This window comes from Marinobacter sp. Arc7-DN-1 (assembly GCF_003441595.1).
In the GTDB taxonomy this organism is placed as follows: Bacteria; Pseudomonadota; Gammaproteobacteria; order Pseudomonadales; family Oleiphilaceae; genus Marinobacter; species Marinobacter metalliresistant.
The window spans coordinates 2431407-2456126 of record NZ_CP031848.1 but is presented as its reverse complement, the minus strand read 5'-3'; the positions used below and the strand labels follow the sequence as shown (position 1 = coordinate 2456126).

Below are 24720 nucleotides of genomic sequence, written 5' to 3'. Positions count from 1 at the left end.
TTCCGGGCGGATGGCTCTCTATGGGCTGAAGGCTCAGGCCGCCGCCTCGCAGTAGTTTTTGCCGAATGCAATGTGATCCCGGTACCGGGAAATGTCGTCCTGCTGCAGAATGCGCTGGCTGTACCAGGGGCCGTCTCGGGTATCACCCAGCAGCACGGCGCCGGTCAGGCGCTGGTTCTTGATCAGCAGCCGGCAATAGTGATTCTGTTCGTGGTCCTGCCAGACCACCGATTCGGTGTCCGGGCCGGCGCTGACCTGGCCGCAGGAAAAAATGGGGACACCGCTGATTTTCAGCCGTGTTGGTGTGTCCACTGGCCGGTACTCCGCCTCCGGTGTGCTGCCATTGAGCACGCCGGCGAGCACCTCCGCCTGCTGGTACCCCGGCTCCACCAGGCCGAAGGTGGTGTCTCCGAGCTGGCAGCATTCGCCCAGCGCAGAAATTGCCGGGTCTGTGGTCCGCAGCCGGCCATCCACCAGGATGCCGCGGTCGCAAGCCAGACCGGCGTCCCGGGCCAATCCGATCGAGGGTGAGATCCCGGCGGCAATCACCACCAGGTCAGTGCTGATCAGGGTTTCGTCCTCCAACTGCACCGCACGAATCTGATGGCGGCCGAGCAGTGCCCTGGGAGAAGCCTTGGTGCGAATGGAGAGGCCACGATCTTCCATGTGCTGTTGCAGCAGGTGCCCGCCGACCGCGTCCAGTTGCCGGTTCAGCAGGTGGCCACTTCGATGCAGAAGGGTGACGGCCATACCGCGTTGCCGGAGACCTTCGGCGGCCTCCAGGCCGAGAAAGCCTCCGCCGATCACCACCGCCCGGCGGTGGCGCCGGGTGGTCTCAATCAGGACCCGGGTATCGTCCAGATCCCGGAACGTCATGACGCCCGGGAGATCCTCACCCGGCACACCCGGTTTCGCGGGCCGTGAGCCGGTGGCCAGAACCAGGTGCGTGTAGGACTGGACCCGGCCGGTTGCGGTAGCGACCGTACGGTCCTGCCGGTTGATGGCCGTAACCGGTTCGCCATCGTGTACTTCTATGGCGTTGTCCCGGAACCAGTCGCCGGGCTGCAAGGCAAGGGAGCGTTCGTCGGTTCCGCCGGCGAGCAGCGACGAGAGCTGTATCCGGTTATAGGCAGGCGTTGTTTCGCCATTGAACACGACAATGCGGGTAAACGGCCGCCCCGGCTCACGGCAAAGGGCTTCCAGCAGGCGCTGGGAAACCATTCCATGCCCGCAGATCACCAGGGTCGATTCGCTCTGTTTAGTCATCACCTTCATGCCCGTCCGTTTCGTTTCTGGCAAACAAAAAAAGCCGGAGCATCTATTCCCGAGGGAAGTCGATGGTCCGGCGCCAATGCCAACAACAATGATCTGATGGTCCGGCCTGATCCTTGGCCGGGAGGTTCGTCCTTGCTTAATGCAAAGCGATCTTCGTGCCAGTTTTTATAATTCAATAAAATCAATAAAGTAAGTGTTTTTTGTCTGTGTGTTGACCAGGCTGGCGCAAAAAAACTGCCCTGCCGCGGGGCAGTTTGCACGGCTTTGGGGCCAGAGTGCGGTGGCGCGGTAATTGCTCACATCACAACTGTCCAGAGGTTGGTTCCGTGAGCGATCTGACCTGTCATTGATTGTTGCATTCGAGGCTGCCGTGCCTCCGGAGTCTGTTATGAACACGAAACGCGCCGCCGCTCATAAATCGCCTTCAGCGGGCGATTACCTGATCGCCTCAAAGAGCTGCGAGTTGATGAATCTCCAGTATTTCCTGCAGATGGGCAAACTGGTCCAGTGCATCAGCAACCTGGTGCATGCGCTGCAGTGCGAGCGGGGCGCTTCCAATGTGTTTCTGGGCTCTGCCGGCGAGAAATTTGCCCAGGAGCGACAAACCATGGTCGCGGCATCTGATCGGCTGCGTGGAGAGTTCGATCAGGCCCTGGCGGAGATCCATCGGGAACTGACCGCCCACCCGGTGAGCAGCCGGCTGCTGAACCAGTTGGCCACTGCACTTCATAGCCTGGAGGGGCTGCCGGAACTGCGGCGTTGTGTGGTTGCCCGGAAAGTGACGGCGCCCTCGGCCACAGAGGATTACAGCTGCCTTATACATAACCTGATTGCGGTGGTGTTTGAGGCCGCGGATACCGCTGTTGACCCCACCATTGCCGGGCTCCTGGTGGCCATGGTGCATCTGATGAACGGCAAGGAGTTCTGCGGCCAGGAACGGGCTGTGGGGTCGGCGGGCTTTTCCAGCGGCCGGTTTGATCGTGCACTGTCTGAGCGCATGGCGCACCTGATTGAGGCGCAGGAGCGCTGTTTTGACGTGTTCACCAGCTTTGCGGATGATGGTTCCCTGGACCTGTGGGAAAAACTGCGCGACAACCCTCGCGAGGCCGATATCGAAAAGCTTCGGCAACGGGGTACAGCCATAGGCCGCTACAAAAGCCTCGATCCCGCCCTGGCAGACGACTGGTTCAGGTTGATGTCCGAGCGGATGGATGAACTGAAAAAGGTGGAGGATTCGGTGGAAGGCTGCTTTCACGCCCGCTGCACCGAGCGTTTTGCCGACGCCCGGAACTCCCTGGCCCATCAGGAAACCCTGATCATGTCCCTGGATGCCCAGGAACCGACCTCGCAGCCCATGCTGGTACTGTGCGATTCGGGAAACGAGCGGCAGGTGGGTGAATCCTGGGCCAGCGACGGTGTCGGGCAGCAGTTTGGCCGCTCCATCTTTGATCTGGTTCAGGAGCAGACCCGGCGCCTGCAACAGATGACCGATGAGTTGCGGAGTGCCCGGGAAGCCCTGGAAGACCGGAAAACCCAGGAAAAGGCGGTGCTGCTGCTGATGGACCATCGCAGGATCAGCAACGACGAAGCACACCGGGTGTTACGGAAACTGGCCATGGACCAGGGCCGGAAACTGCCCGAAGTCGCCCGGGCCCTGGTGTCCATGGCGGATGTATTGAAGTGATTGGGCCGGCTCAGGCCCTGGCCGCCCGGGACTCCGATTCTTTGGTCTCGGGCGCTTCGGGCTTTCCGGAACGACGTGGCGAGATGTGCTCCAGCTTGCGTTGCTTCTCGTACAGGAATCGCAAGACCTCCTGCCGGTAGTGCACGTATTCCGGGTTATCTGCCAGGGTCACCCGGTTCCGGGGCCGGGGCAGATCAATGTACAGATCCTCGCCGACGGTCGCCGCCGGTCCGTTGGTCATCATGATGATCCGGTCAGACAGCAACACCGCCTCGTCCACATCGTGGGTAATCATGATCACCGTATTGTTCAACTCCTGCTGAATCTCCATCAATGAGTCCTGCAGGTGAGCCCGGGTCAGGGCATCCAGGGCGCCAAACGGCTCGTCCATCAGCAGCACACTGGGTTTCATGGCCAGGGCCCTGGCAATCCCCACCCGCTGGGCCATGCCACCGGAGACCTCACCCGGCCGCTTGTCGGCCGCATGGGCCATATTCACCAGCTCCAGATTGTGGTGAATCCAGTCGCGCCGTTCCTGTTTGCTCATGGACCTGCGAAACACCTGCTGTACCGCCAGTTCCACGTTCTCGTACACCGTCAGCCAGGGCATCAGCGCATGGTTCTGAAACACCACCGCCCGTTCCGGTCCTGGCGAATTCACCTCATGGCCATCCAGTACGCAGCCACCCTTGGTGGCCTGAAGCAAGCCCGCCACAATGTTGAGGACCGTGGACTTGCCACAGCCGGAGTGCCCGATCAGGGAAACAAACTCTCCCTTTTTTATCTTCAGATTGATGTTGTCCAGGGCCACGAACGGCCCTTTCGGCGTATCGAATGTCATCTCAACGCCGGTTAATTCAAGATGTGATTTGGTCATGGAGAGCACCTCTCTGGTAAACGGAGCGCCGGGTGGGTTACGCCTCCCGAAACCCTCAAAAACATGGATGTTTTGGCGGAGCGTACAGGGATGTACTCGCCGCGTGTTTCGGGAGGCGTAACCCACCCGGTGCGGCTTGCTCCAAAGCGGAGTTCACTCGTTCCACGCAACCCGACGCTGAATCAAAAGCATCACCCGATCCAGTACAAAGCCAATAAACCCGATGGCCAGCACCGCCACCATGATCCGGCTCAGGGACTCACTGCTGCCGTTCTGGAATTCATCCCACACGAACTTGCCAAGCCCCGGGCTCTGGGCCAGCATCTCGGCTGCGATCAGCACCATCCAGGCAATCCCCAGTGACACCCGAAGCCCCGTGAAAATCATCGGGACCGAAGAAGGCAATACCACCTTGCGGACATGGGTCCAGAAGGACAGGCGCAACACCCGGGACACATTCAGCAGGTCCGGGTGTACCGCTGCCACGCCAACACTGGTGTTGATCAGCGTGGGCCAGAGGCTGCACAGGGTGACCGTGATCATGGAGGTCAGGAACGACTTCTCGAACATCGGGTCATCGCTCACGTAGGTGGCAGACACCACCATGGTGACCAGGGGCAGCCAGGCCAGTGGCGATACCGGTTTGAAGATCTGGATCAGCGGATTGACCGCGGCCTGGAAATGCCGGTTCAGGCCCACCACAATGCCCAGCGGCACCGCGATTGCCGTCGCCAGTACAAACCCCGCCAGAACCGTGAACAGACTCGTTACAACCTGGTCCGGAAAGGTGGGCGCGCCGGGGTAGTTGCGGATTTTTACCTCGGCCTCCGGATTGTCCGCCAGAATGCGGGCGTTCCGCTCTTCCTGCATGGCAATGAACCTGTCAGCCCGCTCGCGCTGGCTGACGTGCTCCTGCCAGAGCTGGCCCGACTGTTCCCAGACCTGGGCCGGGCCGGGAAAGCTGCCCAGGGAGGTGTCCACCTGGGGCGCGGCCAGGTGCCAGAAGCCGACAAACACCAGAATGCCCATCAATGGCAGCAATAGTTGCCGACCGGCAGCAGCCAGCTGATCGGGTGCCAGGGCATCGCCCAGGGCCTTGAGCCTCTGGGCCAGCCAGCGCGGTGACTGAGGGGTGCTGTTGGCCGAAGTGATCGTAGTCATGGTGATAAAACCTCCTTGCAAACCCGGTTACGGGGTTTGCGTGCCTTTCAGGCCAATGTCGAAACTGTCGATATAGGCGTTCGGTGTCCGGGGGGTGAAGGCCACACCGTCAATCAGCTCACCCTGTTGCGGGCGCTGGAAGTTTTCGGCATCGAAATCCGGAAAATCCGATGCTTCCAGGGTTCCGTCCGCAATCAGTGACCGGGCGGCCTGCTCATAGATATCGGCACGGTAGACACGGGCTGCCGTCTCCATGTACCAGTCGTCCGGCCTGGCCTCGGGAATCTGGCCCCAGCGGCGCATCTGGGTGAGATACCAGATGGCATCGGACGGGTAGGGGTAGGTGGCGTGGTAACGGAAGAAGACGTTGAAATCCGGTACCTCACGGACATCGTCCTTTTCATACTCGAAGGTGCCGGTCATGGAGTTGGCGATCACCGCCTCATCGGCACCGACATAGTTGGAGCGCGCGAGGATTTTCACGGCTTCCCCGCGGTTGGCATTGTTGTTCTCATCCAGCCAGTGGGCAGCGCGAATCAGGGCCCGCAGCAGGCGCAGATGGGTGTTGGGGTAGTCCTCGGCCCATTGGCGGGTCACCCCGAAGACCTTTTCCGGGTTGTTCGGCCAGATCTCGTAATCGGTAATTACCGGCACACCGATGCCCATGAACACGGCTTGCTGATTCCACGGCTCGCCCACGCAGTAGCCCTGGATGGTGCCTGCTTCCATGGTGGCGGGCATCTGCGGCGGTGGCGTGACCGAAAGATGCACGTCTGCCTCCAGGGTGCCGCTGGTGTCGCCGCGCTGTGGCGCATAGTAGCCCGGGTTCAGGCCACCGGCGGCAAGCCAGTAGCGCAGCTCATAGTTGTGGGTGGAAACCGGAAACACCATTCCCATGCGAAACCGTTCGCCCCGGTCCCGGGCGGCTTCAACCACTGGCAACAGAGCACTGGCACTGATCGGATGTTCGGGTTTTCCATCTGCATTGTCTGGAATGTGCTGGCTCATGGTGTCCCAGACATCATTGGAGACGGTAATGCCATTGCCGTTCAGGTCCATGCTGAAGGCGGTAATGATATCCGCGCGGGTGCCGTAACCAATGGAAGCGCCCAGGGGCTGACCCGCCAGCATATGGGCGCCGTCCAGCTCCCCGGTGATTACCCGGTCCAGCAGTACTTTCCAGTTGGCTTGTGCCTCCAGTTCCACGAACAGGCCTTCGTCCATGAAGAAGCCCTGTTCCCAGGCAACCGCCAGCGGTGCCATGTCCGTCAGTTTGATAAAGCCGAGCTTGAGGTCGGGCTTTTCGGCCGGACCTATTTCATCCTGGGCCAGCGCACTGCTGGCCCAGAAGGTGGCCACCAGTAGCATTCGAGTAAGCCATCGGGCAGGTTGTCGTGTGAGTATCTGCATGGGTGTGCCTCATTCTGTTTGGCCCAGACAAAAAAACGCCTGCTTTCCGTTGCCGGAAAGCAGGCGCCTGTGCCTGGGGATCGGTTTTCTGTTGAGTCGTAAACGCGCGTTCTGTAAAAGGCTCTTGCACGCCCCATGCCATATCTTTAAGGCGTCTTAAAACAGAGAGTTAGAGGTTTATCGCCAATGGGTGCCCGGGAAAGGGAATGGGTATCCGGATGGTTTTAGTGCGCCGACGGTCAGGTTTGCACCAATTTGATACCGGGTTTGGTCGTCGACGCGAGACCGTTTTGCAATCTGGCAGGAATGAAATCCTTCAGAGCCGCCGTATACGGGCGCTGGCAGGGCTTAGAGCCGATTCCGTCCGGAGTGGCCCTGTTATTGCAGCCGCGTACCTATCTGTTCAAGACAACTTAATCCTATTGGCAACGAAGCCCGCCCCTGATGGCCCCCTATGGCATCCGGATTGGCGGGCTTTTTGTTTCTGAAACAAAAGGATGTGCTGTGACCGGAACCAACAATAGACCGGCGACGGTTCAAACCACCTGTCCATACTGCGGCGTGGGTTGTGGTGTGAATGCGTCGCCATCCGCCACCCAGGGGGATGAGACCCATCCCGCGAATCTGGGCCGCCTGTGCGTGAAGGGCTCCGCCTTGCACGAAACCCTGACCCAGGATGGACGACTGTTGAAGCCGAATGTCTTCGGGCGGGAAAGCACCTGGCCCCGGGCAGTAACGGAAGTCGCCCGGGCTATCCGCGAATCGGTGGCCGTTCATGGCCCCGGGTCCGTGGCCTTCTATCTTTCCGGTCAACTGCTGACGGAAGACTATTACGTGGCCAACAAGCTGGCCAAGGGGTTTATCCGCACGCCCCATGTAGACACCAATTCCCGGCTGTGCATGTCTTCTGCTGTCGCCGCCCACAAGCGGGCTTTCGGGGGCGATTTGGTGCCCGCCTGTTACGAGGATCTGGAACTGGCGAATCTGCTGGTACTGGCCGGCAGCAATGCCGCCTGGGCCCATCCGGTGCTCTACCAGAGAATGAAGGCCTCGGGCCGGCCCGGTCGCCGGGTAGTGGTCATTGATCCCCGTAAAACCGTCACCAGCGATCTGGCGGATTTGCACCTGGCCATACGCCCCGGAACAGATACCGTGTTGTTCAATGGCCTGCTGGTTTGGCTGGCGGACCAGGAGGGCCTTGACCGCCGTTACCTGGCGGAGCACTGCGAAGGATTCGAAAACACCCTGAGGGCCGCGAAATCGGCGGCACCCTCGCCTGAGGCGGTGGCCCGACTCTGTGACCTGCCCATTGAGAGCGTCACCACCTTCTACCGTTGGTTCAGGGAGGAGCCGCGCACGGTGACCGCGTTCTCACAGGGAATCAACCAGTCCTCCGCCGGGACCGACAAGGGCAACGCGATTATCAATTGCCACCTGGCAACCGGCCGGGTTGGCAAGCCCGGCGCCAGTCCGTTTTCCCTGACCGGGCAGCCCAATGCCATGGGTGGCCGGGAAGTGGGCGGGCTCGCCAACTCCCTCGCAGCCCACATGGATTATGACAGCCCGGGTGCCCGGGACCGGGTGGCCCGGTTCTGGGGTACGGACGCCGTAGCGGAAGGGCCCGGAATGAAAGCCGTTGACCTGTTCGACGCGGTCGAGCGCGGCGATATCAAGGTGCTGTGGATCATGGCCACCAATCCGGCGGTCAGTTTGCCGGAAACCGATCGTATCCGCCGGGCCCTGGCCCGGTGCCCGACAGTCATCGTTTCGGACTGCGACAAAGATACCGACACCGCCCGCCACGCGGACATCCTGCTGCCGGCGGCGGGCTGGGGCGAGAAGGACGGCACGGTCACCAATTCCGAACGCTGCATTTCCCGCCAGCGCCGCTTCCTGCCGCTGACCGGTGAGGCCCGGCCGGACTGGTGGATCATCAGCGAAGTGGCCCGGGCCCTGGGGCACGGTGGCGGTTTCGACTATAAGGGGCCGGCGGACATTTTCCGGGAACATGCCCGCTTGTCGGGTTTTGAGAATTCCGGTCAGCGTTTCTTTGATATTTCCGGGCTGGCGGAGCTCAGTGATGACCAGTATGACACCCTTGAGCCCCGGCAGTGGCCGGTCACCGGGTCGGCCTCTGATTCGAGGCGTCTGTTTACTGATGGCCGGTTCGCCACCAGCGACGGCCGGGCACGCCTGATTCCGATAGCCTCTCGACTCCCGGCAAGGCCGCCGACGGATGCATTCCCGGTGATTGTGAATACCGGGCGCATCCGCGACCAGTGGCACACCATGACCCGGACCGCCCGGTCCAGCCGTTTGCTGGCGCACCGGCCTGAGCCGTTTATCGAGGTGCATCCCGAGGATATCCAGGCGCTTTCCCTGACGCCGGGGGCATTGGCGACACTCAGTAGCGCCCACGGCCACTTTGTCGGCCGGGTCCGAGCGACACCAGATCAGCGACGTGGCGAGGTGTTTGTGCCGATTCACTGGAACGACCAGTTTACCGGGCAGGGCCTGGCCACCGCACTGACCGACAGCGTGGTGGATCCGGTTTCCGGACAACCGGAGGCCAAGCACGGTCGCGCCACCCTGGCGCACTGGCCGGCCCGCTGGCACGGTCGTTTGCTGGTACGACGGGACCGGCCGAAACGTTGGACAGCAGACTACTGGGCCCGCCAGACGTTGGCTGATTGCGACAACTGGACCGTCGCCGGGCAGTCACCCATGGACTGGAAAACCGCAGTGCCAGACTGGCTGGGCGGCCAGCCGCAACTGGTTATGGAAGATGTCCGTGAGGGCCGCTTCAGAGCGGCCCGGTTGTACAATGGTCAGCTGGAGGCGGTTTTAATGGTGGACCGTGAACCGGACGCCCTGCCATCCATGGACTGGCTGGCCAGCTGCTTCAGCCAGCCGGAGCTCGACGAGACCACCCGGCGCGGCCTGCTGGCGGCAAGGGCAGTGGATGGAGATGATGCCGGCAACCTGGTTTGCAGCTGCTTCCAGGTGGGTGACCGGCAGATACAGCAGGCGATTGAACGGGGTGTGAACAGCGTGGACGCACTGGGTCGGGACCTGCAGTGTGGCACCAACTGCGGATCCTGTTTGCCGGAGATCCGGAGTTTGCTGGTGTCCGTTACCGAGGCGGTGTAAGCGGGCTCAGCATCTGCACCGGCACCCGGTAGCGCACCCCTTTCGAGGACCCGATGCCATCCACGGTACAGGTCTTGCGATTGACCCGGATGATCTGCCCGTGCAGCTCCCGGAGGCCGGCACCGAAACTAACGGTATCTCCCACTTGCCAGCGGTCCAGATGCTGCCGGGTGTCCACTGGCTCAAAGGGTGTGTCCGGTAACGCCAGCGCCTGTTTCCGGGCCTGGTCGGCAAGCGCCTCCCGCGTGGCTCCTGCGGCACCGCTTTCGTGCAACTCATCCAGAATGGTGTAGAAGTGCCGGTTGTGCACCGAACCCCGGCGCCGCTGCCCGGCGCTTTGCTGTAGCAGATGGGCAAACTCGTGGCAGCAGGTATGGGCCAGCAGGTTCAGGGTGCTCAGCTCGCCACCAAAGTAACCCCGTTTCCGGATCTCCCGCCCGGACAGCCAGCCGCTGGCTGTTTCCGGCTGGTGCTTGGCGGCAATCATGCGAACCCCGTAGGTGATCAGATGTTGCCTGTCGCGGGAATCGAAACGGTGGTAGGTCGCCTGGCCCGAACCCACGCGGCAATGCAGGAAACTGCCCGGGCTGCGTTTCCGGACCCATTGCTCGGCGGGTTGCCAGAGGCAGTCCCGGGTCACGGAACACATCAGTTCGCCAAGGCCAACGGCGGTTTCGGTTAATAGGGGCGTTTTCAGCAAACTTCGATACCTTGTCATCATCCGCGATAGGTTTGGTTCTCCAAGCTTAACGCCCGGAATTGCGGTTTGCTATGGTCTGGCTCTTCAGTATTGTTTATAGACGCTGGTGGGCAGATGACGGCTTGCGTTTCGATCTGGATACCCTGAACGCTGGGGCTATTACCGAGGATGCGGATTACCAGGGGCTGAGGGTGACCTTCACCGGTTTCCCCCATCGCTGAGAAGTTCCGGGCGATAGTGAACCTTGGCAAACCGAACAGCCGGATAAAGGACTTTTAATGTTCGCTTGCGTTTGCGCCAATTAGTACATGGCGACGTGGCCCGTTCATGCGTGCTATCCCAACTACATTCCGTGCTGACGGTGATGTCGGAGGTATCTCGCGGGCTCAGCCTCAAAGGCTTCACTACAGGCTTCGGAACAAAAGTAATAGGTCTTGCCCTCGTGAATGAGTTGATCAACTGCGGCGATAGGGCTGACCTCCATGCCACAGACCGGATCCTTGTGGCTGCGTTCGTTTCTTTCCCGTTTCATTTTTACTTCACTCCTCTGCTGCAAGCTCGCAGCAAGTCGGCATTGACGCAGTGTACAAAACTGCTTCATTCGAGCCTATCGCACTGGTCGCGTCCTTCTGTTGATACGCATCAATTGCACATGCCTCCGATTCAAATGACCGGGGGCCGGTCCGACAACGGCCATTGGTTAAATGCTTGAATGCGCATTTATGTGCGCATAAACTGAAGCGATGCATTAAATCGCCACTTGGAGGCTCCTATGGCCGAACTCTACAATGCAGCCGCACCCAAAAAAGCAGCGAACCTCTCAATCAATAGCGATCTGCTGCGGAAAACCCGGGAACTGAACATTAACTTGTCTGCCACCCTGGAACGAGCTCTGAAAGAAGAGCTTTCAAAACGAGAAGCAGCCCAATGGGTCGAGGAAAATCGCGCCGCGATCAAAAGTTATAACGATTTCGTCGAACAACATGGATGCTTCGGCGACGAATTCAGGGAGTTCTGATGGCACAGTTCGATGTGTATCCCAACCCAAGCAAAGTCAGCAAAGCGCACTATCCTTACCTTGTCGATATTCAGAGCAGCCTCCTGAGCGAACTGGCAACCCGCATTGTTATCCCTCTTGGCAAACGTTCCGCCTTTGGTGGAGGAGCCATGCACGGACTAACTCCGGAAATCAGCTTTGCCGACCAGGAACTACTGCTGTTAACCCCGCAAATTTCCTCTGTGCCTGAAAAGCATCTCAAAAGCCCAATTGGCTCCCTCTCGCATTTCAGAGCCCAGATTGTTGGAGCTCTGGATCTTGCTATCACTGGCTTACCTGGTAGCTAAGGCCCTTGCGGCCCTTCGCCCCATAAGAACTGTACGTGATAGTTTCCCATCATACAGCTCAAGCCCTTTGAAGGCCGCGCAGGCGACCCACCTATTCATATCCAGTAAGGCCTCCCTTCAGGCGGCCAGTTTCTCGTACGACGAACGGTTGAGGAATCGTCGGTCCCGTCGTGCGTTCATCCGCTGCTTTCGGGCTCTCGCTTCGAAGTAGTCTTTGTCCGCCAGGTCATAGGGATTGGCACCACTGCGGATTTTGCTATGATACCGAATCGGCAAGTCCCCGGCCTTGAACAACCGTATGAGCTTCATACCTGACGCGGTCGGTAATAGCACCCACACTCAATACGACCTTTGAAACGCCCTCGGTAGCGCTTTCTGATCCATGCCCACGTCTTGGATCGGTGCTCCTGCTGTAACCACTTTTTAACCAGTGGGTAGATCCTGTCATCGACGTAACTCAGGCGTTCTTTCGCTACCACGTGTCGATACGCATAGGCCCAGCCTCTGATGACGGCATTGAGCTTTGCCAGTAAAGCGTGGAAAGGGATGCCACGGTACTTCTTCAGCACACCTCGCACTTTCTCCGGCAACTCCCGGGTTTTGCCGTCTTGCGGCTGGACCAGCAAGGTACTTCGGTATTTCCTGTAGTGAAAGCCCAGGAAGTTGAAGCCTTGCCCAATATGGCGGATGCGATCAAAACAGGCCTTGATATCGGCTTCCAGAATCCACTGTGCAGCGGTTCTTTGGGCCAGTACGATAAAGCCTTGTTTGCAGGCATCGTGCAAGCTACGCTTCTCTCTGAATCCGTAGGAGTGTTGGTCTCCGGTGTTTTCTGCTATGGGTTTGAGCCCCAACGCATAGAGAGCTTGCATCGCCCGGTCGTGAAGGGTGGGTATCCCTAAAGGGCGGCGATCGCCGTTCTTTTTCGGGATGTAGATCCTGCGCAGCGGTTGCGCTTGATAACCGGCTGTCCCTAGTCTTTGCGCCGCGCGCCAGTATTGGCCGGGTGACGTCCAAAGCACCCCGTCAACACCGGCGGTGCGACTTCCTTTATTGGCTATGACTCGTTTGACCGACAGCACTTTCGCGGCAAACGAGCGCGACAACAGATGCTGCAAAGCACGCGCCTTGCCCCACCTTTGTTCGCGAACAGATTGTGCGATACGCACCTGCAGTCGATAAACGCGCTTTTCAACCTCCGGCCAGTCAATCGCCTGCCAGCGTTGTGCATCGCTTGAAGGTGCACTAGCCTGTTCGGCCATCATTTGCCTTCCTTCATAAAATCAATCCCGCAAATTCTCTCGCACCAAAGCACCAAGGGGACGTCTGCACACTTTCGCGTCGGACAAATCCTGAATCCGTATGTCTTCCATTACAGAAGACCCTTCGCTTCTTCCCCCATCTCATCGACGCAGAGTCTCCGGCTCCATCACGGGTTACCTTCTTCCTCCCTGAAGGCTCTACGACATTGCCATGGTTCATTGTCCCCAACGCTTCATACCAAGTCCTTTTCGCATGGTGGGTAGGATACTGGTGGTAGAACACCAGGTTGCACTTCCGACATCCGCTCAGTTACGGAAAAAACATCGGGTTACAACATATATTCATGCAACTTCATGTCGCAAGTAACGCTTGCAGTATGCGCGGCTTTGGAATGGAGCCGAAGGCGCAATGTAATGGGCGTCGCGGTGCCTGCACTTAAAGCCTGCCAAGCCAGTACTGCGGACGTCGCCGATCATGGGCGACCGCCAGAACTTGAAAACCATCAAGTTTCTCTCGGTAAACGATGGATAGCGGAAATCTGTGAAGGGGCGCTCTACGAATATCTGGCGGCAACTCAACTTGCCAGGCTTTTGGTGACTCGCCAATTAAATTGGCCAGGGCCTCAAATTCCTCTATGAAGGCACCACCCAATCCCGGAACTTTTGATTCGTAATAACCAACTGATTCCAGAAATTCGGCTTCCGCTGCCGGGTGAAACGAATAGTTCATTTGATCAGTGCTCTAGCCTTCCTCATGACATCTTCACCGGACACGGCCTGAACTGAGCCATTATCGAGCTCTTCGCCTCTACGGCGGGCCTCAAGCAACCAATCTGACCTGAGTTCTTCTTCTGACGGAGACTCCAGGCTCAGTACCAGTCGCTGGATCAATTGAGCTCGCTCTTCTTTAGAGAGGTGTAGCGCCTCGTCTTCAATTCTCTGGAGATTCATGAAAGAAACCTCTCGTTCGCGTATCGCTCAATTTTGACACGGATAGGTACTGGGTGCCACGACTCGGCTTTTTCGCTTTAACGCCCGCCGGTTTGGAGTGGCAGCGGAAAACCGGTCGGCTGGAGCACTTTGATGCTATAAAGAATAGGTATCAGGATGCCCCTTCTTATATACCTCTAACCATTTTTTTGAAAGATTCGTTATCCAGAAAATCAGAATCCACCTTCAAAAGTTTGCCGTTATCTCCAATTATAAAGATGTATGACTTTTCTTTATCACCGGAGTACACGATAGAATATTCATTTGAAGACCACGTCTCAACTTGCTGACCTTCCACAAAGGACTCTTGCATTAACCTAACATTATCCTGATCACATCCAGATTTATCAGTATCGAAGAAAACATTCTTAAAGAAAACGCTAGCTAGACACCCATAATCAATAGTTTGATCATTCGTCATATCTGAAAAAGCCAAGAACCTCTTGCCCAACTCATCCCCATACCTGAATATTAAAATGTTTTGGTTGTCTCCTGCATCACCCACCACGGAGAAGTTCCCGGGTATTTTAAATCTGAGATCCGAGTAAACCAGCTCAACATCTGTCTTTGAAAATGCGCTAATAGAAAACAATAAAAGAAGAACAGAAAGTCCGAGTTTTAACATTTTAAATTCCTTTTAATGCCATAGTTATTTCAGATTTATAGCTTGCGCTAATTTTGACCTTACAAACATGGTAAACCAAGGTGTTTCCAGATATTATATTCTTACCAATGCTTGCAATCTGTTTAACTATGTATGAGATCCCCGGTTTGCCACCACTGGGTCTTGGAACGAGATCCATTGATGCAGAACACGCCTGCGCTTCAGCGACTGCTTTGTAAATCACCTCTGCAGATCTCTCATTTACTGATTGAGGCGATGCTGTGCCGTCCCCCAAAAATAGTTAATAACTGCAGATATGTATTCTCTATCGTAGTAATCCACGCCCAATCTCCCTTTGGTCTGTTTTAGCGATGATGTCCTCATGGACTGCTCAGAAACTACCAAAAAACGATGGCTCCCGTCAGAGCATAACGCCCACATAAACGGCGGAGCGTCAGCGACGTCCGGCGACCATAGGGAGCGAATTTAATGCACTTGTGTACGCCCAGCATGGGCATGAACTTATGGGGTGAAAGTCCCCTGTGGGAAGATCACCGTTCAATAGGATTTACCCGATTGAACGCTAACCACTAGCGAATGACAAGGGCCAATCCGTGAGGAGCGGTCTGGAGGAAGCCGCTAGCAAAACTGCGAGCTGATGAACAAGAACATCATATGAGGCGTAGGCCGGAGGCGAGTTGGCACAAGACGACGAAGCCACGTGATCTAACGGCCACCGTAAATGATGCAGTTGTGCAGTGACAGTGCATGCTCTTATCTGGGGCGGTCCGACGCATCGGGATCTGCTCAACCAGCGATCGGTCAATTACCAGTCAGGCCCCTGGTCGATCAAGCCTGGGCGCAGCCGCTGCCATCGGTGATTGAGCAGAAGTCAGCAGACGGCATAGTAGCCAAATGCCCAGCGTAATGGCTGGGACACGGTGAAGGCCTGAACCCGGAAATCAATGAGGAGCCTGTGCAGCTCAACTGCTCTATATCCGACCGGACCCAGGAGCGTTGGCGCAAAATCAGAAGCCGTCATTGGGGTAAGAAGGAGGTAATCGGCCATTTTACTTTAAACATTTCCGGGAAACGCCCTGTGCCTGTGCGGTCCCGCATGCAGGGTGTTGTGGGGGCTGAGGGTTAGATACCCTCGGCTACCCGATTATGTTTCGTCATCACCGAGTTCAGACATCCGCAATAACTGGCTACTGCGACGCACAGTCAAAATATCAACCTGATCTTTGACGCTGTAAATAACCCGGTACGCTCCAAATATCAGCTCCCTGATGCGAGGTGACCCCACCTCAGGAACCATGCGTCCACTTTTAGGGAAATCAGCTAACCGCTCTACTGTGGCAAATAAATCATCAACCCACCGTATCGCAGTATCTGGGTTGTCTTCTGCAATATACCGAGCGGTATCCTCGACGCGCTCCAGCGCAAGCGGGGACCAAACAATCTTCATTGGGCCAGCCCGCTTAAAACCCGAGCCTTCGCGTCTTCATGCGCAATACCATCACCGGAAGTTATCTGTTCTTCCGCCTTATACACCTCTTCTAGTATTTCCAGACGTTCTTGCATCTTCTCGTACTCGTGAACATCCACCAGTACGGCAACGCCACGACCTCTTTGTGTCAGCACCATAGGACGACGGTTTTCATGGAGCTGCTTTACAAATGTGGCTACCCCTGCCCGGAATTCAGACAGAGGACGGATATCTTCATCTACACGAACCCTTGACATGGAAACACCTCGGTACGCTTAAGTGTACGTAAAAGAGTACGATACTGCGTGACGCCTGGCAAGGTGTTCAAGGGAAGGAATATAACGCTTTTGTTGAACGAAGCCGCTACGCGGCAGAGGCGTAATTCATCTGTACTTACCTGACCCCCTTCATTCCGGAAGGGCCTGTCAGGAGACGTATCATGAACGCCAACGAACACGCCCGTTTTCAAGCACTGCACCAACGCTACCTCACCGAACTCACCCTGCGGGGGAAGAGCCCCAAGACCATTGATCTGTACACCCGCTGCCTGCGGCAGATAAGCGACTATTTCGAGACCTGTCCCGATCAGCTCCGACAGTACTTCATGCACCTGGTGGAACACCGGTCCTGGAGTCTGGTCAAGATTGCTCGCAATGCCCTGCAGAGCTTCTATCAATATGTTCTCGCCAAGCCCTGGGAATACGTGCCCATCGTCAAGCCGCCCAAGGTTCAGTCCCTGCAGGATGTGCTCTCCCTGGAGGAGGTCGGGCGGCTGATCAGCCACACCCGTAAACTCAGTTATCAGGTCTATTTCCTCACCACCTACAGCCTGGGCCTGCGCCTGAGTGAGTCCCTGAACCTGACCATCGCCGATGTCGACAGCCACCTGATGCGGGTTCATGTGCGCTGCGGCAAGGGCAAGAAGGACCGGTTTGTGTCCTTGCCGCTGATGACGCTCAAGGCCTTGCGGCGCTACTGGGCCACACACCGTCATCCCGAGCTGCTGTTCCCCGGCGGGCAACCGCCCCACGAGGCAGTCGCCGCTTCCGGTTCTGGTGTATCCCGGGTCATGCCTCGCGAGGGGGTACAGAAGGCCATCAAACTGGTGGTTCTGGAGTGTGGCATTCGCAAACGGGTCCACATCCACAGCTTTGCCACTCATCTTTTGGAGAACGGCGTTAACCTGCGCTCGATTCAGACTCTGCTGGGCCATGCCAGTCCGGTCACCACCGCCCGCTACACTCGGATGACCCACGAGGCCCAGCAGAACAGTGCGCTGATGATCAACGCTCTGGTCGATCGCCTACAGGTAGACTGGGTGGCCTCATGATCACCCTGGCGCAGATTCTGCGCGATCATCAGACTTCTTTGCAGCAACACTATGGGGCGCGGCTGCGCCCGGAGCATCACGCCGCCCTGCAATCCATCCTTGCCTGTCACACACCGGACTGCGGTCAGGTGCGCTATCAATGCTCGCCCTGCCAGCAGACACAGACCGCGTACCCCTCTTGCGGCCATCGCAGTTGCCCCGCCTGTTATGGCTTTTTACGGATTGCATCGAGTAGCTTACGATCATCAAAAGGTCGGTCAAAATAGCCAATGTCTTCTAGCGTCTGCCTAATTTCAGCGGGGACGGACTGATAAATCGCTTGAAATTTCCGAATGTCACCAGAGAATGCCAGCACCTTGATGGCTGAAATAGCTTCTCGTGTATGCTGCTGAAGCTCCTCATTTTCCGTGATCAAGATTGCATAAGCGAGTTCCGTCAACTCGGGTTTTTCGCACTCCTGACGCAACAATGCGGCCTTTGACATCAATAGACGCTCGATATCACGTTGAGTGAAATCGGTCAGTTTGGTGATTATTTCTTTACTAGGTAGATCCCTACTCTCCGCGATTTGATTACAACGATCAAATGCTTGAGTGTACTCCGCGATTTTGCCAGTGATGTAGTAATGATTTCCATCCGGTGCCCCTGCCACGGACAACGACGAAAGTGCAAGCAATAGCCCAGACATAAATAGCTTTGGCATCTCAATAGCCTCCGCACCCGTTGTCTACCGCGTCCCAAAACTGCCGCTGTTCATAGCTGAGACTACCAGTGAGAATTCGGATTTTGGCAACCTGACTAACTCTCGCACGGATCATGTCAGGGAGGGTACTCATGGCGTGGGCAAACAGGACCCAATCGGTAGAGTGGATGTTGTAGGTGGCTTGTGCCGCATTATTACCGAGGAATATGGTCGCCATCACTCCGGCGGGCATTACGACTTCGAGTAGACTCCCCGCACGCTGGGCTCTTCTGATCTCCTCAAGAGCCTCTTCATCGGCCCGGTCTAACTTCAGACTGCTAATATCGGGGCATTCCATGCCAATTTCTCCTTTGGTTTTCGAGGGTTAAATCTTACACTGAATTATCCACTGAGGACCATAACGCCGCGCTTTGCGGCTGCTTTGTAGCGCCAGCGGAAAAGCAGTCCGACAACAGCGCCTTGTTACAACTTGCCTCAATTGTGGCATGCTGCTACAATTGAGGCGAGTCAACACTGGAGGTAAAAATGGCCACGAACAGCATTCGTTTAAATCAGAATCTAATTGAAAAAGCCACTATTATAGCCAAAGCGCTTAATCGAACCCCGCCCAAACAAATTGAACATTGGGCAAAAATCGGCGAGATAATGGAAGATAACCCCGATTTACCCTACGAATTTGTAAGGCAAGCCATAATTGCGCAGGCAGAGCGGGACGCCGGAAAGCTAGAGGCCTACGATTTTGGTTAAAGCCACGAGTGTATTACAGACCCCTACGTTCAAGAAAGCGGTAAAGAAACTCAAGCCCAACCAGAAAAAAGACCTTGATTTGGCTGTTAAGGACTTAATGGCCGACCCCAACATTGGTGAGCAGAAGAAAGGAAATCTGGCCTTTCTGCGAGTCCATAAATTCAAGATGAACAAGCAATTGACTCTGCTGGGTTACAGTTTTGATGATGGTGCCCTTGTCCTTGAACTGATGGCCCTGGGCTCACACGAAAACTTCTACCGCGATATCAAGCGAAACAAGTGACGTTGTAACGCCAATATTCAGCGGCGACCTTTACGCAGCGGAGCGGAGAAAAGGGCGTCCGGTGGAGGCCCTGCAGGGCCGGAACGAACTGGAATGACTTGTTACGCGCTGGCAGATACCAGGGGTGAAATATGCGTTGTCGGGCGACTAGCAGACAGGTCGTAGGTTGACTGCAAGTTGAGCCAAAATTCCGGTGATGTATTGAACGCCTCAGCAAATAACCAAGCGGTATCTGGTGTAATTCCTCTCTTGCCGCGCGCAATCTCGTTGACACGCTGAACTGATACTCCAAGATGATTTGCAAGAGCTTTTTGGGTAAGGCCTATCGGTTCGAGAAATTCTTTAACCAGTATCACACCGGGATGTGTGCTTATTCTGTGAGTAGGAATCATGGAAACACCTCAATGATAATCAACAACTTCGACCTCATGAGCGCCCGAGCCTTCCCACCGAAAAACTATGCGCCATTGAGCATTGATACGAATACTGTGGAAGCCTGTATAGTCACCTTTCAATGCCTCAAGTCGATTGCCTGGCGGCGACCTGAGCTCATCGAGAGTCACTACCGAGTTCAGGACATCAAGCTTATAAAGAGCAGGCTCCTTGATGTTCTGCGGCAACCTTCTCACGCGAGCATTGGTCACACCATTATATAGGTCTTCGGTAATTCGGTTGCCAAAGGACTGAATCATGGATATAGGTTACCGGATACACGGTATCCATGCAATACAGTGGGAAATGTGCGTAACGCCAGGCTCACACGCCGGTTTGGAGCCGCCAAGCGGCGGAAAAATTGTCCGGCAACAGCGACTGGTTATGCATTATTCGTAGTGGCTCCACAGCCTGAGGACTTTCACCACTTGCTTGTCCTCTAGCACTTGGTAGACCAGACGATGCTGAATATTGATGCGGCGTGAATAGGCCCCCGCAAGATCACCAATGAGCTTCTCAAACGGAGGCGGTTTGCGGTATGGATCTTCCGCTATCAGCGCTAACAGTTCCTGGGCTTTTGGTTTGAGGCCGCTGGAGGCCAACTTCTTTGCGTCTTTCTGGGCTTGCTTGGTGTAAACCAACTTCCATGTCACCAGTCCAGCTCCTCATCGCATTCATCCACGGGGGTATCCATCCCCTCACGAATAGACTCCCGCATACCTGGTACGGAGAGCAGGTAAAGTGTTTCCTGAATTGCAGACCAGTCTTCCTCGGAAACCAGGACGGCTTTGTTCCGCTTCCCCATGATGACGATCGGTTGGTGGGACTCGGCGGTCTCGTCGATCAACCGATATAGGTTGCTGCGCGCCTCAGTTGCTGTGATTCCGGTCATGACGCACCCCTTGTGTGTTCAACTTTTCACCAAGTGTACGCTTTTGGGTACGTACGTCAATACGAACGTCCGCATAACGCCAATATTCAGCGGCGGCCTTTGCGTAGCGAAGCGGAGAAAAGGCCGTCCGGTGGAGGGCCGCCAGGCCCGGAACGAACTGGAATGACTTGTGTACGCCCAGCATGGGCATGAACTAATGGGGTGAAAGTCCCCTGTGGGAAGATCACCGTTCAGCCGGTTTTACCCGATTGAACGCTAACCACTAGCGAATGGCAAGGGCCAACCCGTGAGGGGCGGTCCGACGCATCGGGATCTGCTCAACGAGCGATCGGTCAATTACCAGTCAGGCCACTGGTCGATCAAGCCTGGGCGCAGCCGTTGCCATCGGCGGTTGCGAGCGAACAAGGTGGACACCGATAGCGCCGATGGGGGTAACCCCACCAGTGATTGAGCAGAAGTCAGCAGACGGCATAGTAGCCAAATGCCCAGCGTAATGGTTGGGACACGGTGAAGGCCTGAACTCGGAAATCAATGAGGAGCCTGTGCAGCTCAACTGCTCTATATCCGACCGGACCCAGGAGCGTTGGCGCAAAATCAGAAGCCGTCATTGGGGTAAGAAGGAGGTAATCGGCCATTTTACTTTAAACATTTCCGGGAAACGCCCTGTGCGGACCCGCATGCAGGGTGTTGTGGGGGGCTGGGGGCTAGATACCCCCGGCTACCCGATTAACTATCACTGCCACTGCAGTTTGAGATCCCTATGCTGGGTAGCACAGTCTCGAAGATACAAGTTGATCAAGCTCTGATAGGGAATTCCCTTCCGCTCAGACATTTGCTTGAAATACTCTACTGTATCCTCGTCCAACCTAATCGTTACCTGCTTCTTAAGCTTCGCGGCGTATGGATTGGGCTTAGATTCAGTGAAATCGTAGTGATCACGCATGGCGGAACCTCTCATAAATTTTTCTTTCCCGCTTCTCGGCTTTTCTCGCGGAAATGATGCGAATCCTGTCCTCCTGTCTGGTGCAGTGGCATACAACCAGCAGGCGCGAATGGATACTCGTTCCTAACAATAGGAAGCGATCCTCGCTAAGCTCAGAGTGATCTGGATCGCTCATCAACCGACCAAACTCATCAGTAAACACTGTCTTCGCTTCTTCGAACGAGACACCGTGCTTTCGCAAATTCGAGTCGCTTTTTGTGCTATCCCATTCGAAGGTGAAATGATGCATGCATATATTGTACTTACAGTGTAGTTTCTTCGCCAGTCCTACCTGATAGTTAACGCCTGCAAAAACGGCGCCCGACTAGGGCGTCCGGTGGAGGGCCAACGGCCCGGAGCAACCTTAATGGCCTTGTGTACGCCCAGCATGGGCATGAACTAATGGGGTGAAAGTCCCCTGTGGGAAGATCACCGTTTAGCCGGTTTTACCCGATTGAACGCTAACCACTAGCGAATGGCAAGGGCCAACCCGTGAGGGGCGGTCTCCGGAACGCCGGCCGGAAGTAAGCCGCTAGCAAAACTGCGAGCTGATGAACAAGAACATCATATGAGGCGTAGGCTGAAGGCGAGTTGGCACCAGACGACGAAGCCACGTGATCTAACGGCCACCGTAAATGATGCAGTTGTGCAGTGACAGTGCATGCTCTTATCTGGGGCGGTCCGACGCATCGGGATCTGCTCAACGAGCGATCGGTCAATTACCAGTCAGGCCACTGGTCGATCAAGCCTGGGCGCAGCCGTTGCCATCGGCGGTTGCGAGCGAATGAGATGGACACCGATAGCGCCGATGGGGGTAACCCCACCGGTGATTGAGCAGAAGTCAGCAGCGGCCATAGTAGCCAAACGCCCGTCGTAATGGTCGGGACAGGGTGAAGGGCCTAACACCGGAAATAAAGGAGGAGCCTTGACCGACTTGAACGCACGAATGCCGCCCGGCAATGACGTGACTCAGCGTACGGTCACGAAGCCAGCCTTTAGTGAAGATCTACTCGATGCGGTACTGCACCGGGCTAATCTACAACAAGCCTGGAAGCAGGTTCGAGCCAATAAGGGAGCGGCGGGTATCGATGGCATGACCATCGAGGAGTTTCCCGCCTGGGTAAAGGGCGGCCATTGGAGTGTGGCCCAGCAGTCGATTCGCTCGGGCGATTATCAACCAGCGCCGGTGCACCGGGTTGAGATCGACAAACCGGACGGTGGCAAGCGCCAGCTTGGCATTCCGACGGTGACAGACCGGGTGATTCAGCAAGCCATTGCCCAGATCCTGATGCCCCTGTTCGACCCGGGATTCTCAGCGGACAGCTACGGCTTCCGTCCGGGGCGGAACGCGCACCAGGCGGTGCGACGGGTACAAAGCGCTCTCAAGGAAGGGCGACGCTTTACCGTGGATGTGGACCTGTCGAAGTTCTTCGACCGGGTCAATCACGACCTGCTGATGACACACCTGGGCCACAAGGTCCGGGACAAGCGTTTGCTGGGACTGATTGCCCGGTACCTGCGAGCTGGGATTATCGATAACCAGCTCTATCTGGAGAGTCGGGAAGGTGTCCCACAGGGTGGCCCATTGTCACCCCTGCTGGCCAACATTATGCTCGACCCGCTGGATAAAGAACTGGAACGGCGGGGCCATCGGTTTGCCCGCCACGCGGACGACTTCACCATTGTGGTGAACAGCCGCCGCGCGGGGCGACCGGGTGCTGGCCAGCATCAGCCACTTCCTCGAACACCGCCTGAAACTGACGGTCAACACCACCAAGAGCCGGGTGGTCAGAACCAATGACAGCAAGTTCCTGGGGCTTCACCTTCAAGGGAACCCAGATCCATTGGCACCCGGACACGCTGCGCAAGTTCAAGCAACGTATCCGGGAACTGACGAATCGGAACTGGGGTGTGTCGATGCACTACCAGCTTTTCAAGGTAAGCCAGTACCTTCGGGGCTGGATCAACTACTTCGGCATCGCCACCGGCTACCAACGCTGCTGCGATCTGGATCACTGGATTCGTCGCCGCGTGCGAATGGCCTACTGACGACAGTGGCGCAAACCGCGAACCAAAGTCAGGAGCCTGATGAAGTTGGGTGTGCACGTGCAGGCCGCCGTAGCGTGTGGCATTACCAGTAAAGGTCCCTGGCGTAGCTCCAAGACGCCCGGCATTCAGCAGGCATTATCCAATGACTATCTGAAAGCCGAGGGTCTGGTATCGCTGCGTGATGGATGGATCAAGCTTCACCATTCCCGGTGAAACGCCCTGTGCGGAGCGGCCGGTCCGACGCATCGGTGCAGGGTGTTGTGGGGGCTGGGGGTTAAATACCCCCGGCTACCCGATTACACCTCACGCTGATTAGTGAAGCTGATTAAAAACTTCTGGGTGTTGCTCAGCAATGCGCAAAAGAGCAACCGCTGGCCCCTGTGGTTCCCTACGTCCCTGTTCCCAATCCTGAAGGGTTCGCACGCTCACTCCCATAAGACCGGCAAACGCGGATTGCGACATATTCAACTTCAGCCTGATAATTTTAGGCGGGGAGGGCTCTGAAAGCTCATGCGTTCGTAGAGCCAATTTGCCCTTCTTGAACTGCTTGATTTCATTGATACCGTCAAGAATCTCTGCCCCAAGGTTCCTGTCACCCATTTTGATTGCCTCCGCTACCTGCTTGAGCGTATGGCCAGGAATACTGGCGCGCTCTGATTTACTGTACAGCGTGAGCATCCATATCTCGTGGTCAGACTTCTTCCAGTAGTAAATGGCTCTGATACCACCGCTCTTTCCCGAACCCGCTGGTGCCCATCGAACTTTACGAACGCCACCCGAACCTTTGATCAGATCCCCGGCATCCGGCTTCTGCAAAAGGTAGGTTTGAAGCCCACGGTATTCCTCGTCCGTGAGGTAGTTCGGCAATAGCTTGGTGAACGTTGAGGTTTCGATGAATAGCATTGTCAGAATATACGGCGATGCCGTATAAAATTCAAGGCTGGATCAGGGAGGTGTAACGCCCTGGCTTTGCGGCGTGCCGGAGCGCCAGCGTAGGTGCGTCCGCCAACAGCCACTGGTGTACGCCCAGCATGGGCATGAACTTATGGGGTGAAAGTCCCCTGTGGGAAGATCACCGTTCAGCCGGTTTTACCCGATTGAACGCTAACCACTAGCGAATGGCAAGGGCCAACCCGTGAGGGGCGGTCCGACGCATCGGGATCTGCTCAACGAGCGATCGGTCAATTACCAGTCAGGCCACTGGTCGATCAAGCCTGGGCGCAGCCGTTGCCATCGGCGGTTGCGAGCGAACAAGGTGGACACCGATAGCGCCGATGGGGGTAACCCCACCAGTGATTGAGCAGAAGTCAGCAGACGGCATAGTAGCCAAATGCCCAGCGTAATGGTTGGGACACG

34 protein-coding genes are annotated in these 24720 nt (G+C 56.6%); 12 read left to right on the top strand and 22 right to left on the bottom strand.

Translation table 11 applies throughout. From position 1 onward, the window contains the following. Window positions 1-33: 33 nt before the first annotated feature. A complete protein-coding gene (locus D0851_RS11550; protein ID WP_227539275.1) occupies window positions 34-1275 on the bottom strand; it encodes an NAD(P)/FAD-dependent oxidoreductase in 1242 nt (413 codons plus the stop codon). A gap of 388 nt (window positions 1276-1663) precedes the next feature. On the opposite strand from D0851_RS11550, the gene D0851_RS11545 reads away from it, so the two are divergent. Continuing rightward, window positions 1664-2959, top strand: a complete 1296-nt coding sequence (locus D0851_RS11545) for a nitrate- and nitrite sensing domain-containing protein (RefSeq protein WP_117618784.1) — start codon at window positions 1664-1666, stop codon at window positions 2957-2959. A gap of 10 nt (window positions 2960-2969) precedes the next feature. Here D0851_RS11545 and D0851_RS11540 read toward each other — a convergent pair whose 3' ends face one another. The 3 genes from D0851_RS11540 to D0851_RS11530 all read right to left on the bottom strand — a co-directional run bounded on the left by D0851_RS11540 (window position 2970) and on the right by D0851_RS11530 (window position 6407). After that, the gene (locus D0851_RS11540; protein ID WP_117618783.1) at window positions 2970-3836 is read right to left on the bottom strand and encodes an ABC transporter ATP-binding protein; all 867 of its coding nucleotides are present in this window, start codon (window positions 3834-3836) and stop codon (window positions 2970-2972) included. 153 nt (window positions 3837-3989) lie between these two features. Beyond that, window positions 3990-4997, bottom strand: a complete 1008-nt coding sequence (locus tag D0851_RS11535; RefSeq protein WP_117618782.1) for an ABC transporter permease — start codon at window positions 4995-4997, stop codon at window positions 3990-3992. A 27-nt stretch (window positions 4998-5024) separates the two neighbouring features. Further along, the gene (locus D0851_RS11530; RefSeq protein ID WP_117618781.1) at window positions 5025-6407 is read right to left on the bottom strand and encodes a CmpA/NrtA family ABC transporter substrate-binding protein; all 1383 of its coding nucleotides are present in this window, start codon (window positions 6405-6407) and stop codon (window positions 5025-5027) included. 504 nt (window positions 6408-6911) lie between these two features. On the opposite strand from D0851_RS11530, the gene D0851_RS11525 reads away from it, so the two are divergent. Continuing rightward, the gene (locus D0851_RS11525) at window positions 6912-9557 is read left to right on the top strand and encodes a nitrate reductase (protein WP_227539274.1); all 2646 of its coding nucleotides are present in this window, start codon (window positions 6912-6914) and stop codon (window positions 9555-9557) included. Here D0851_RS11525 and D0851_RS11520 read toward each other — a convergent pair. Next, the gene (locus D0851_RS11520; protein ID WP_117620374.1) at window positions 9541-10206 is read right to left on the bottom strand and encodes a hypothetical protein; all 666 of its coding nucleotides are present in this window, start codon (window positions 10204-10206) and stop codon (window positions 9541-9543) included. The genes D0851_RS11525 and D0851_RS11520 overlap by 17 nt on opposite strands. A gap of 122 nt (window positions 10207-10328) precedes the next feature. Here D0851_RS11520 and D0851_RS11515 point away from each other — a divergent pair, with 122 nt between their 5' ends. Beyond that, window positions 10329-10478, top strand: a complete 150-nt coding sequence (locus tag D0851_RS11515; protein WP_205422184.1) for a hypothetical protein — start codon at window positions 10329-10331, stop codon at window positions 10476-10478. A 122-nt stretch (window positions 10479-10600) separates the two neighbouring features. Here the strand turns inward: D0851_RS11515 and D0851_RS11510 are convergent, their stop codons facing one another. Beyond that, window positions 10601-10789, bottom strand: coding sequence for a YHS domain-containing protein (locus D0851_RS11510; protein WP_117618779.1), 189 nt, complete (start codon window positions 10787-10789; stop codon window positions 10601-10603). Between the two features lie 240 nt (window positions 10790-11029). On the opposite strand from D0851_RS11510, the gene D0851_RS11505 reads away from it, so the two are divergent. Both D0851_RS11505 and D0851_RS11500 read left to right on the top strand, forming a co-directional pair. Then, on the top strand, window positions 11030-11275 hold the full coding sequence (locus tag D0851_RS11505) for a type II toxin-antitoxin system CcdA family antitoxin (protein WP_071267913.1): 246 nt from the start codon (window positions 11030-11032) through the stop codon (window positions 11273-11275). Then, window positions 11275-11601, top strand: a complete 327-nt coding sequence (locus D0851_RS11500; protein WP_117618778.1) for a CcdB family protein — start codon at window positions 11275-11277, stop codon at window positions 11599-11601. The genes D0851_RS11505 and D0851_RS11500 overlap by 1 nt, the downstream gene beginning before the upstream one ends. A gap of 117 nt (window positions 11602-11718) precedes the next feature. On the opposite strand, the gene D0851_RS11495 is transcribed toward D0851_RS11500, so the two are convergent. From D0851_RS11495 to D0851_RS11460, 7 genes are all read right to left on the bottom strand, one after another. Beyond that, window positions 11719-11910, bottom strand: a complete 192-nt coding sequence (locus tag D0851_RS11495) for a hypothetical protein (protein WP_117618777.1) — start codon at window positions 11908-11910, stop codon at window positions 11719-11721. After that, on the bottom strand, window positions 11907-12866 hold the full coding sequence (locus tag D0851_RS11490; RefSeq protein WP_117618776.1) for a reverse transcriptase N-terminal domain-containing protein: 960 nt from the start codon (window positions 12864-12866) through the stop codon (window positions 11907-11909). Before D0851_RS11490 ends, D0851_RS11495 begins: the two co-directional genes overlap by 4 nt. A gap of 433 nt (window positions 12867-13299) precedes the next feature. Continuing rightward, entirely contained in the window at window positions 13300-13593 is a 294-nt protein-coding gene (locus D0851_RS11485; RefSeq protein WP_117618775.1) for a type II toxin-antitoxin system RelE/ParE family toxin, read from the bottom strand. Then, complete coding sequence (locus D0851_RS11480) at window positions 13590-13814, bottom strand: addiction module protein (protein WP_117618774.1); 225 nt, start codon at window positions 13812-13814, stop codon at window positions 13590-13592. The genes D0851_RS11485 and D0851_RS11480 overlap by 4 nt, the downstream gene beginning before the upstream one ends. Before the next feature lie 166 nt (window positions 13815-13980). Next, window positions 13981-14478, bottom strand: coding sequence for a hypothetical protein (locus D0851_RS11475; protein ID WP_117618773.1), 498 nt, complete (start codon window positions 14476-14478; stop codon window positions 13981-13983). Window positions 14479-15622: 1144 nt separating this feature from the next. Next, the gene (locus tag D0851_RS11465; RefSeq protein WP_117618772.1) at window positions 15623-15925 is read right to left on the bottom strand and encodes a type II toxin-antitoxin system RelE/ParE family toxin; all 303 of its coding nucleotides are present in this window, start codon (window positions 15923-15925) and stop codon (window positions 15623-15625) included. After that, complete coding sequence (locus D0851_RS11460; protein WP_117618771.1) at window positions 15922-16203, bottom strand: type II toxin-antitoxin system Phd/YefM family antitoxin; 282 nt, start codon at window positions 16201-16203, stop codon at window positions 15922-15924. The genes D0851_RS11465 and D0851_RS11460 overlap by 4 nt, the downstream gene beginning before the upstream one ends. A gap of 182 nt (window positions 16204-16385) precedes the next feature. Here D0851_RS11460 and D0851_RS11455 point away from each other — a divergent pair, with 182 nt between their 5' ends. Both D0851_RS11455 and D0851_RS11450 read left to right on the top strand, forming a co-directional pair. Beyond that, complete coding sequence (locus tag D0851_RS11455) at window positions 16386-17276, top strand: tyrosine-type recombinase/integrase (RefSeq protein ID WP_117618770.1); 891 nt, start codon at window positions 16386-16388, stop codon at window positions 17274-17276. Beyond that, on the top strand, window positions 17273-17542 hold the full coding sequence (locus D0851_RS11450; protein WP_227539272.1) for a transposase zinc-binding domain-containing protein: 270 nt from the start codon (window positions 17273-17275) through the stop codon (window positions 17540-17542). The genes D0851_RS11455 and D0851_RS11450 overlap by 4 nt, the downstream gene beginning before the upstream one ends. Here the strand turns inward: D0851_RS11450 and D0851_RS11445 are convergent. Both D0851_RS11445 and D0851_RS11440 read right to left on the bottom strand, forming a co-directional pair. Continuing rightward, window positions 17482-17979: a hypothetical protein gene (locus tag D0851_RS11445; protein WP_117618769.1), complete on the bottom strand. Its 498-nt coding sequence runs from the start codon at window positions 17977-17979 to the stop codon at window positions 17482-17484. The two genes, D0851_RS11450 and D0851_RS11445, sit on opposite strands and share 61 nt — an antisense overlap. A 1-nt stretch (window position 17980) precedes the next feature. Continuing rightward, on the bottom strand, window positions 17981-18316 hold the full coding sequence (locus D0851_RS11440) for a hypothetical protein (protein WP_117618768.1): 336 nt from the start codon (window positions 18314-18316) through the stop codon (window positions 17981-17983). Between the two features lie 188 nt (window positions 18317-18504). Here D0851_RS11440 and D0851_RS11435 point away from each other — a divergent pair, with 188 nt between their 5' ends. Both D0851_RS11435 and D0851_RS11430 read left to right on the top strand, forming a co-directional pair. Further along, a complete protein-coding gene (locus D0851_RS11435) occupies window positions 18505-18726 on the top strand; it encodes a TA system antitoxin ParD family protein (protein WP_117618767.1) in 222 nt (73 codons plus the stop codon). Then, window positions 18719-19009: a type II toxin-antitoxin system RelE/ParE family toxin gene (locus D0851_RS11430; RefSeq protein WP_117618766.1), complete on the top strand. Its 291-nt coding sequence runs from the start codon at window positions 18719-18721 to the stop codon at window positions 19007-19009. The genes D0851_RS11435 and D0851_RS11430 overlap by 8 nt, the downstream gene beginning before the upstream one ends. Before the next feature lie 101 nt (window positions 19010-19110). On the opposite strand, the gene D0851_RS11425 is transcribed toward D0851_RS11430, so the two are convergent. From D0851_RS11425 to D0851_RS11400, 6 genes are all read right to left on the bottom strand, one after another. Then, entirely contained in the window at window positions 19111-19401 is a 291-nt protein-coding gene (locus D0851_RS11425; protein WP_117618765.1) for a HigA family addiction module antitoxin, read from the bottom strand. A gap of 9 nt (window positions 19402-19410) precedes the next feature. Beyond that, the gene (locus tag D0851_RS11420; protein WP_117618764.1) at window positions 19411-19701 is read right to left on the bottom strand and encodes a type II toxin-antitoxin system RelE/ParE family toxin; all 291 of its coding nucleotides are present in this window, start codon (window positions 19699-19701) and stop codon (window positions 19411-19413) included. A 129-nt stretch (window positions 19702-19830) separates the two neighbouring features. Further along, the gene (locus D0851_RS11415; RefSeq protein ID WP_117618763.1) at window positions 19831-20094 is read right to left on the bottom strand and encodes a Txe/YoeB family addiction module toxin; all 264 of its coding nucleotides are present in this window, start codon (window positions 20092-20094) and stop codon (window positions 19831-19833) included. Next, on the bottom strand, window positions 20091-20333 hold the full coding sequence (locus tag D0851_RS11410) for a type II toxin-antitoxin system Phd/YefM family antitoxin (RefSeq protein WP_058092928.1): 243 nt from the start codon (window positions 20331-20333) through the stop codon (window positions 20091-20093). Before D0851_RS11410 ends, D0851_RS11415 begins: the two co-directional genes overlap by 4 nt. Window positions 20334-21066: 733 nt before the next feature. Further along, entirely contained in the window at window positions 21067-21291 is a 225-nt protein-coding gene (locus tag D0851_RS11405) for a BrnA antitoxin family protein (RefSeq protein ID WP_319922335.1), read from the bottom strand. Further along, window positions 21269-21565 carry a BrnT family toxin gene (locus tag D0851_RS11400; RefSeq protein ID WP_117618761.1) on the bottom strand — a complete coding sequence of 99 codons (297 nt, stop codon included), beginning with the start codon at window positions 21563-21565 and terminating at the stop codon, window positions 21269-21271. Before D0851_RS11400 ends, D0851_RS11405 begins: the two co-directional genes overlap by 23 nt. Before the next feature lie 675 nt (window positions 21566-22240). Here D0851_RS11400 and ltrA point away from each other — a divergent pair. From ltrA to D0851_RS20555, 3 genes are read left to right on the top strand one after another with little or no spacing between them, the layout of a single operon-like run. After that, window positions 22241-23116: a group II intron reverse transcriptase/maturase gene (gene ltrA / locus D0851_RS20565; RefSeq protein WP_227539271.1), complete on the top strand. Its 876-nt coding sequence runs from the start codon at window positions 22241-22243 to the stop codon at window positions 23114-23116. After that, a complete protein-coding gene (locus D0851_RS20560; protein WP_227539270.1) occupies window positions 23113-23364 on the top strand; it encodes a group II intron maturase-specific domain-containing protein in 252 nt (83 codons plus the stop codon). Before ltrA ends, D0851_RS20560 begins: the two co-directional genes overlap by 4 nt. 39 nt (window positions 23365-23403) lie before the next feature. Beyond that, complete coding sequence (locus D0851_RS20555; RefSeq protein WP_227539269.1) at window positions 23404-23577, top strand: hypothetical protein; 174 nt, start codon at window positions 23404-23406, stop codon at window positions 23575-23577. Window positions 23578-23676: 99 nt separating this feature from the next. Here the strand turns inward: D0851_RS20555 and D0851_RS21080 are convergent, their stop codons facing one another. Further along, window positions 23677-24267 (bottom strand): helix-turn-helix domain-containing protein, encoded by a 591-nt coding sequence (locus D0851_RS21080; protein ID WP_227539268.1) that lies wholly within the window; start codon window positions 24265-24267, stop codon window positions 23677-23679. Window positions 24268-24720 lie beyond the last annotated feature (453 nt).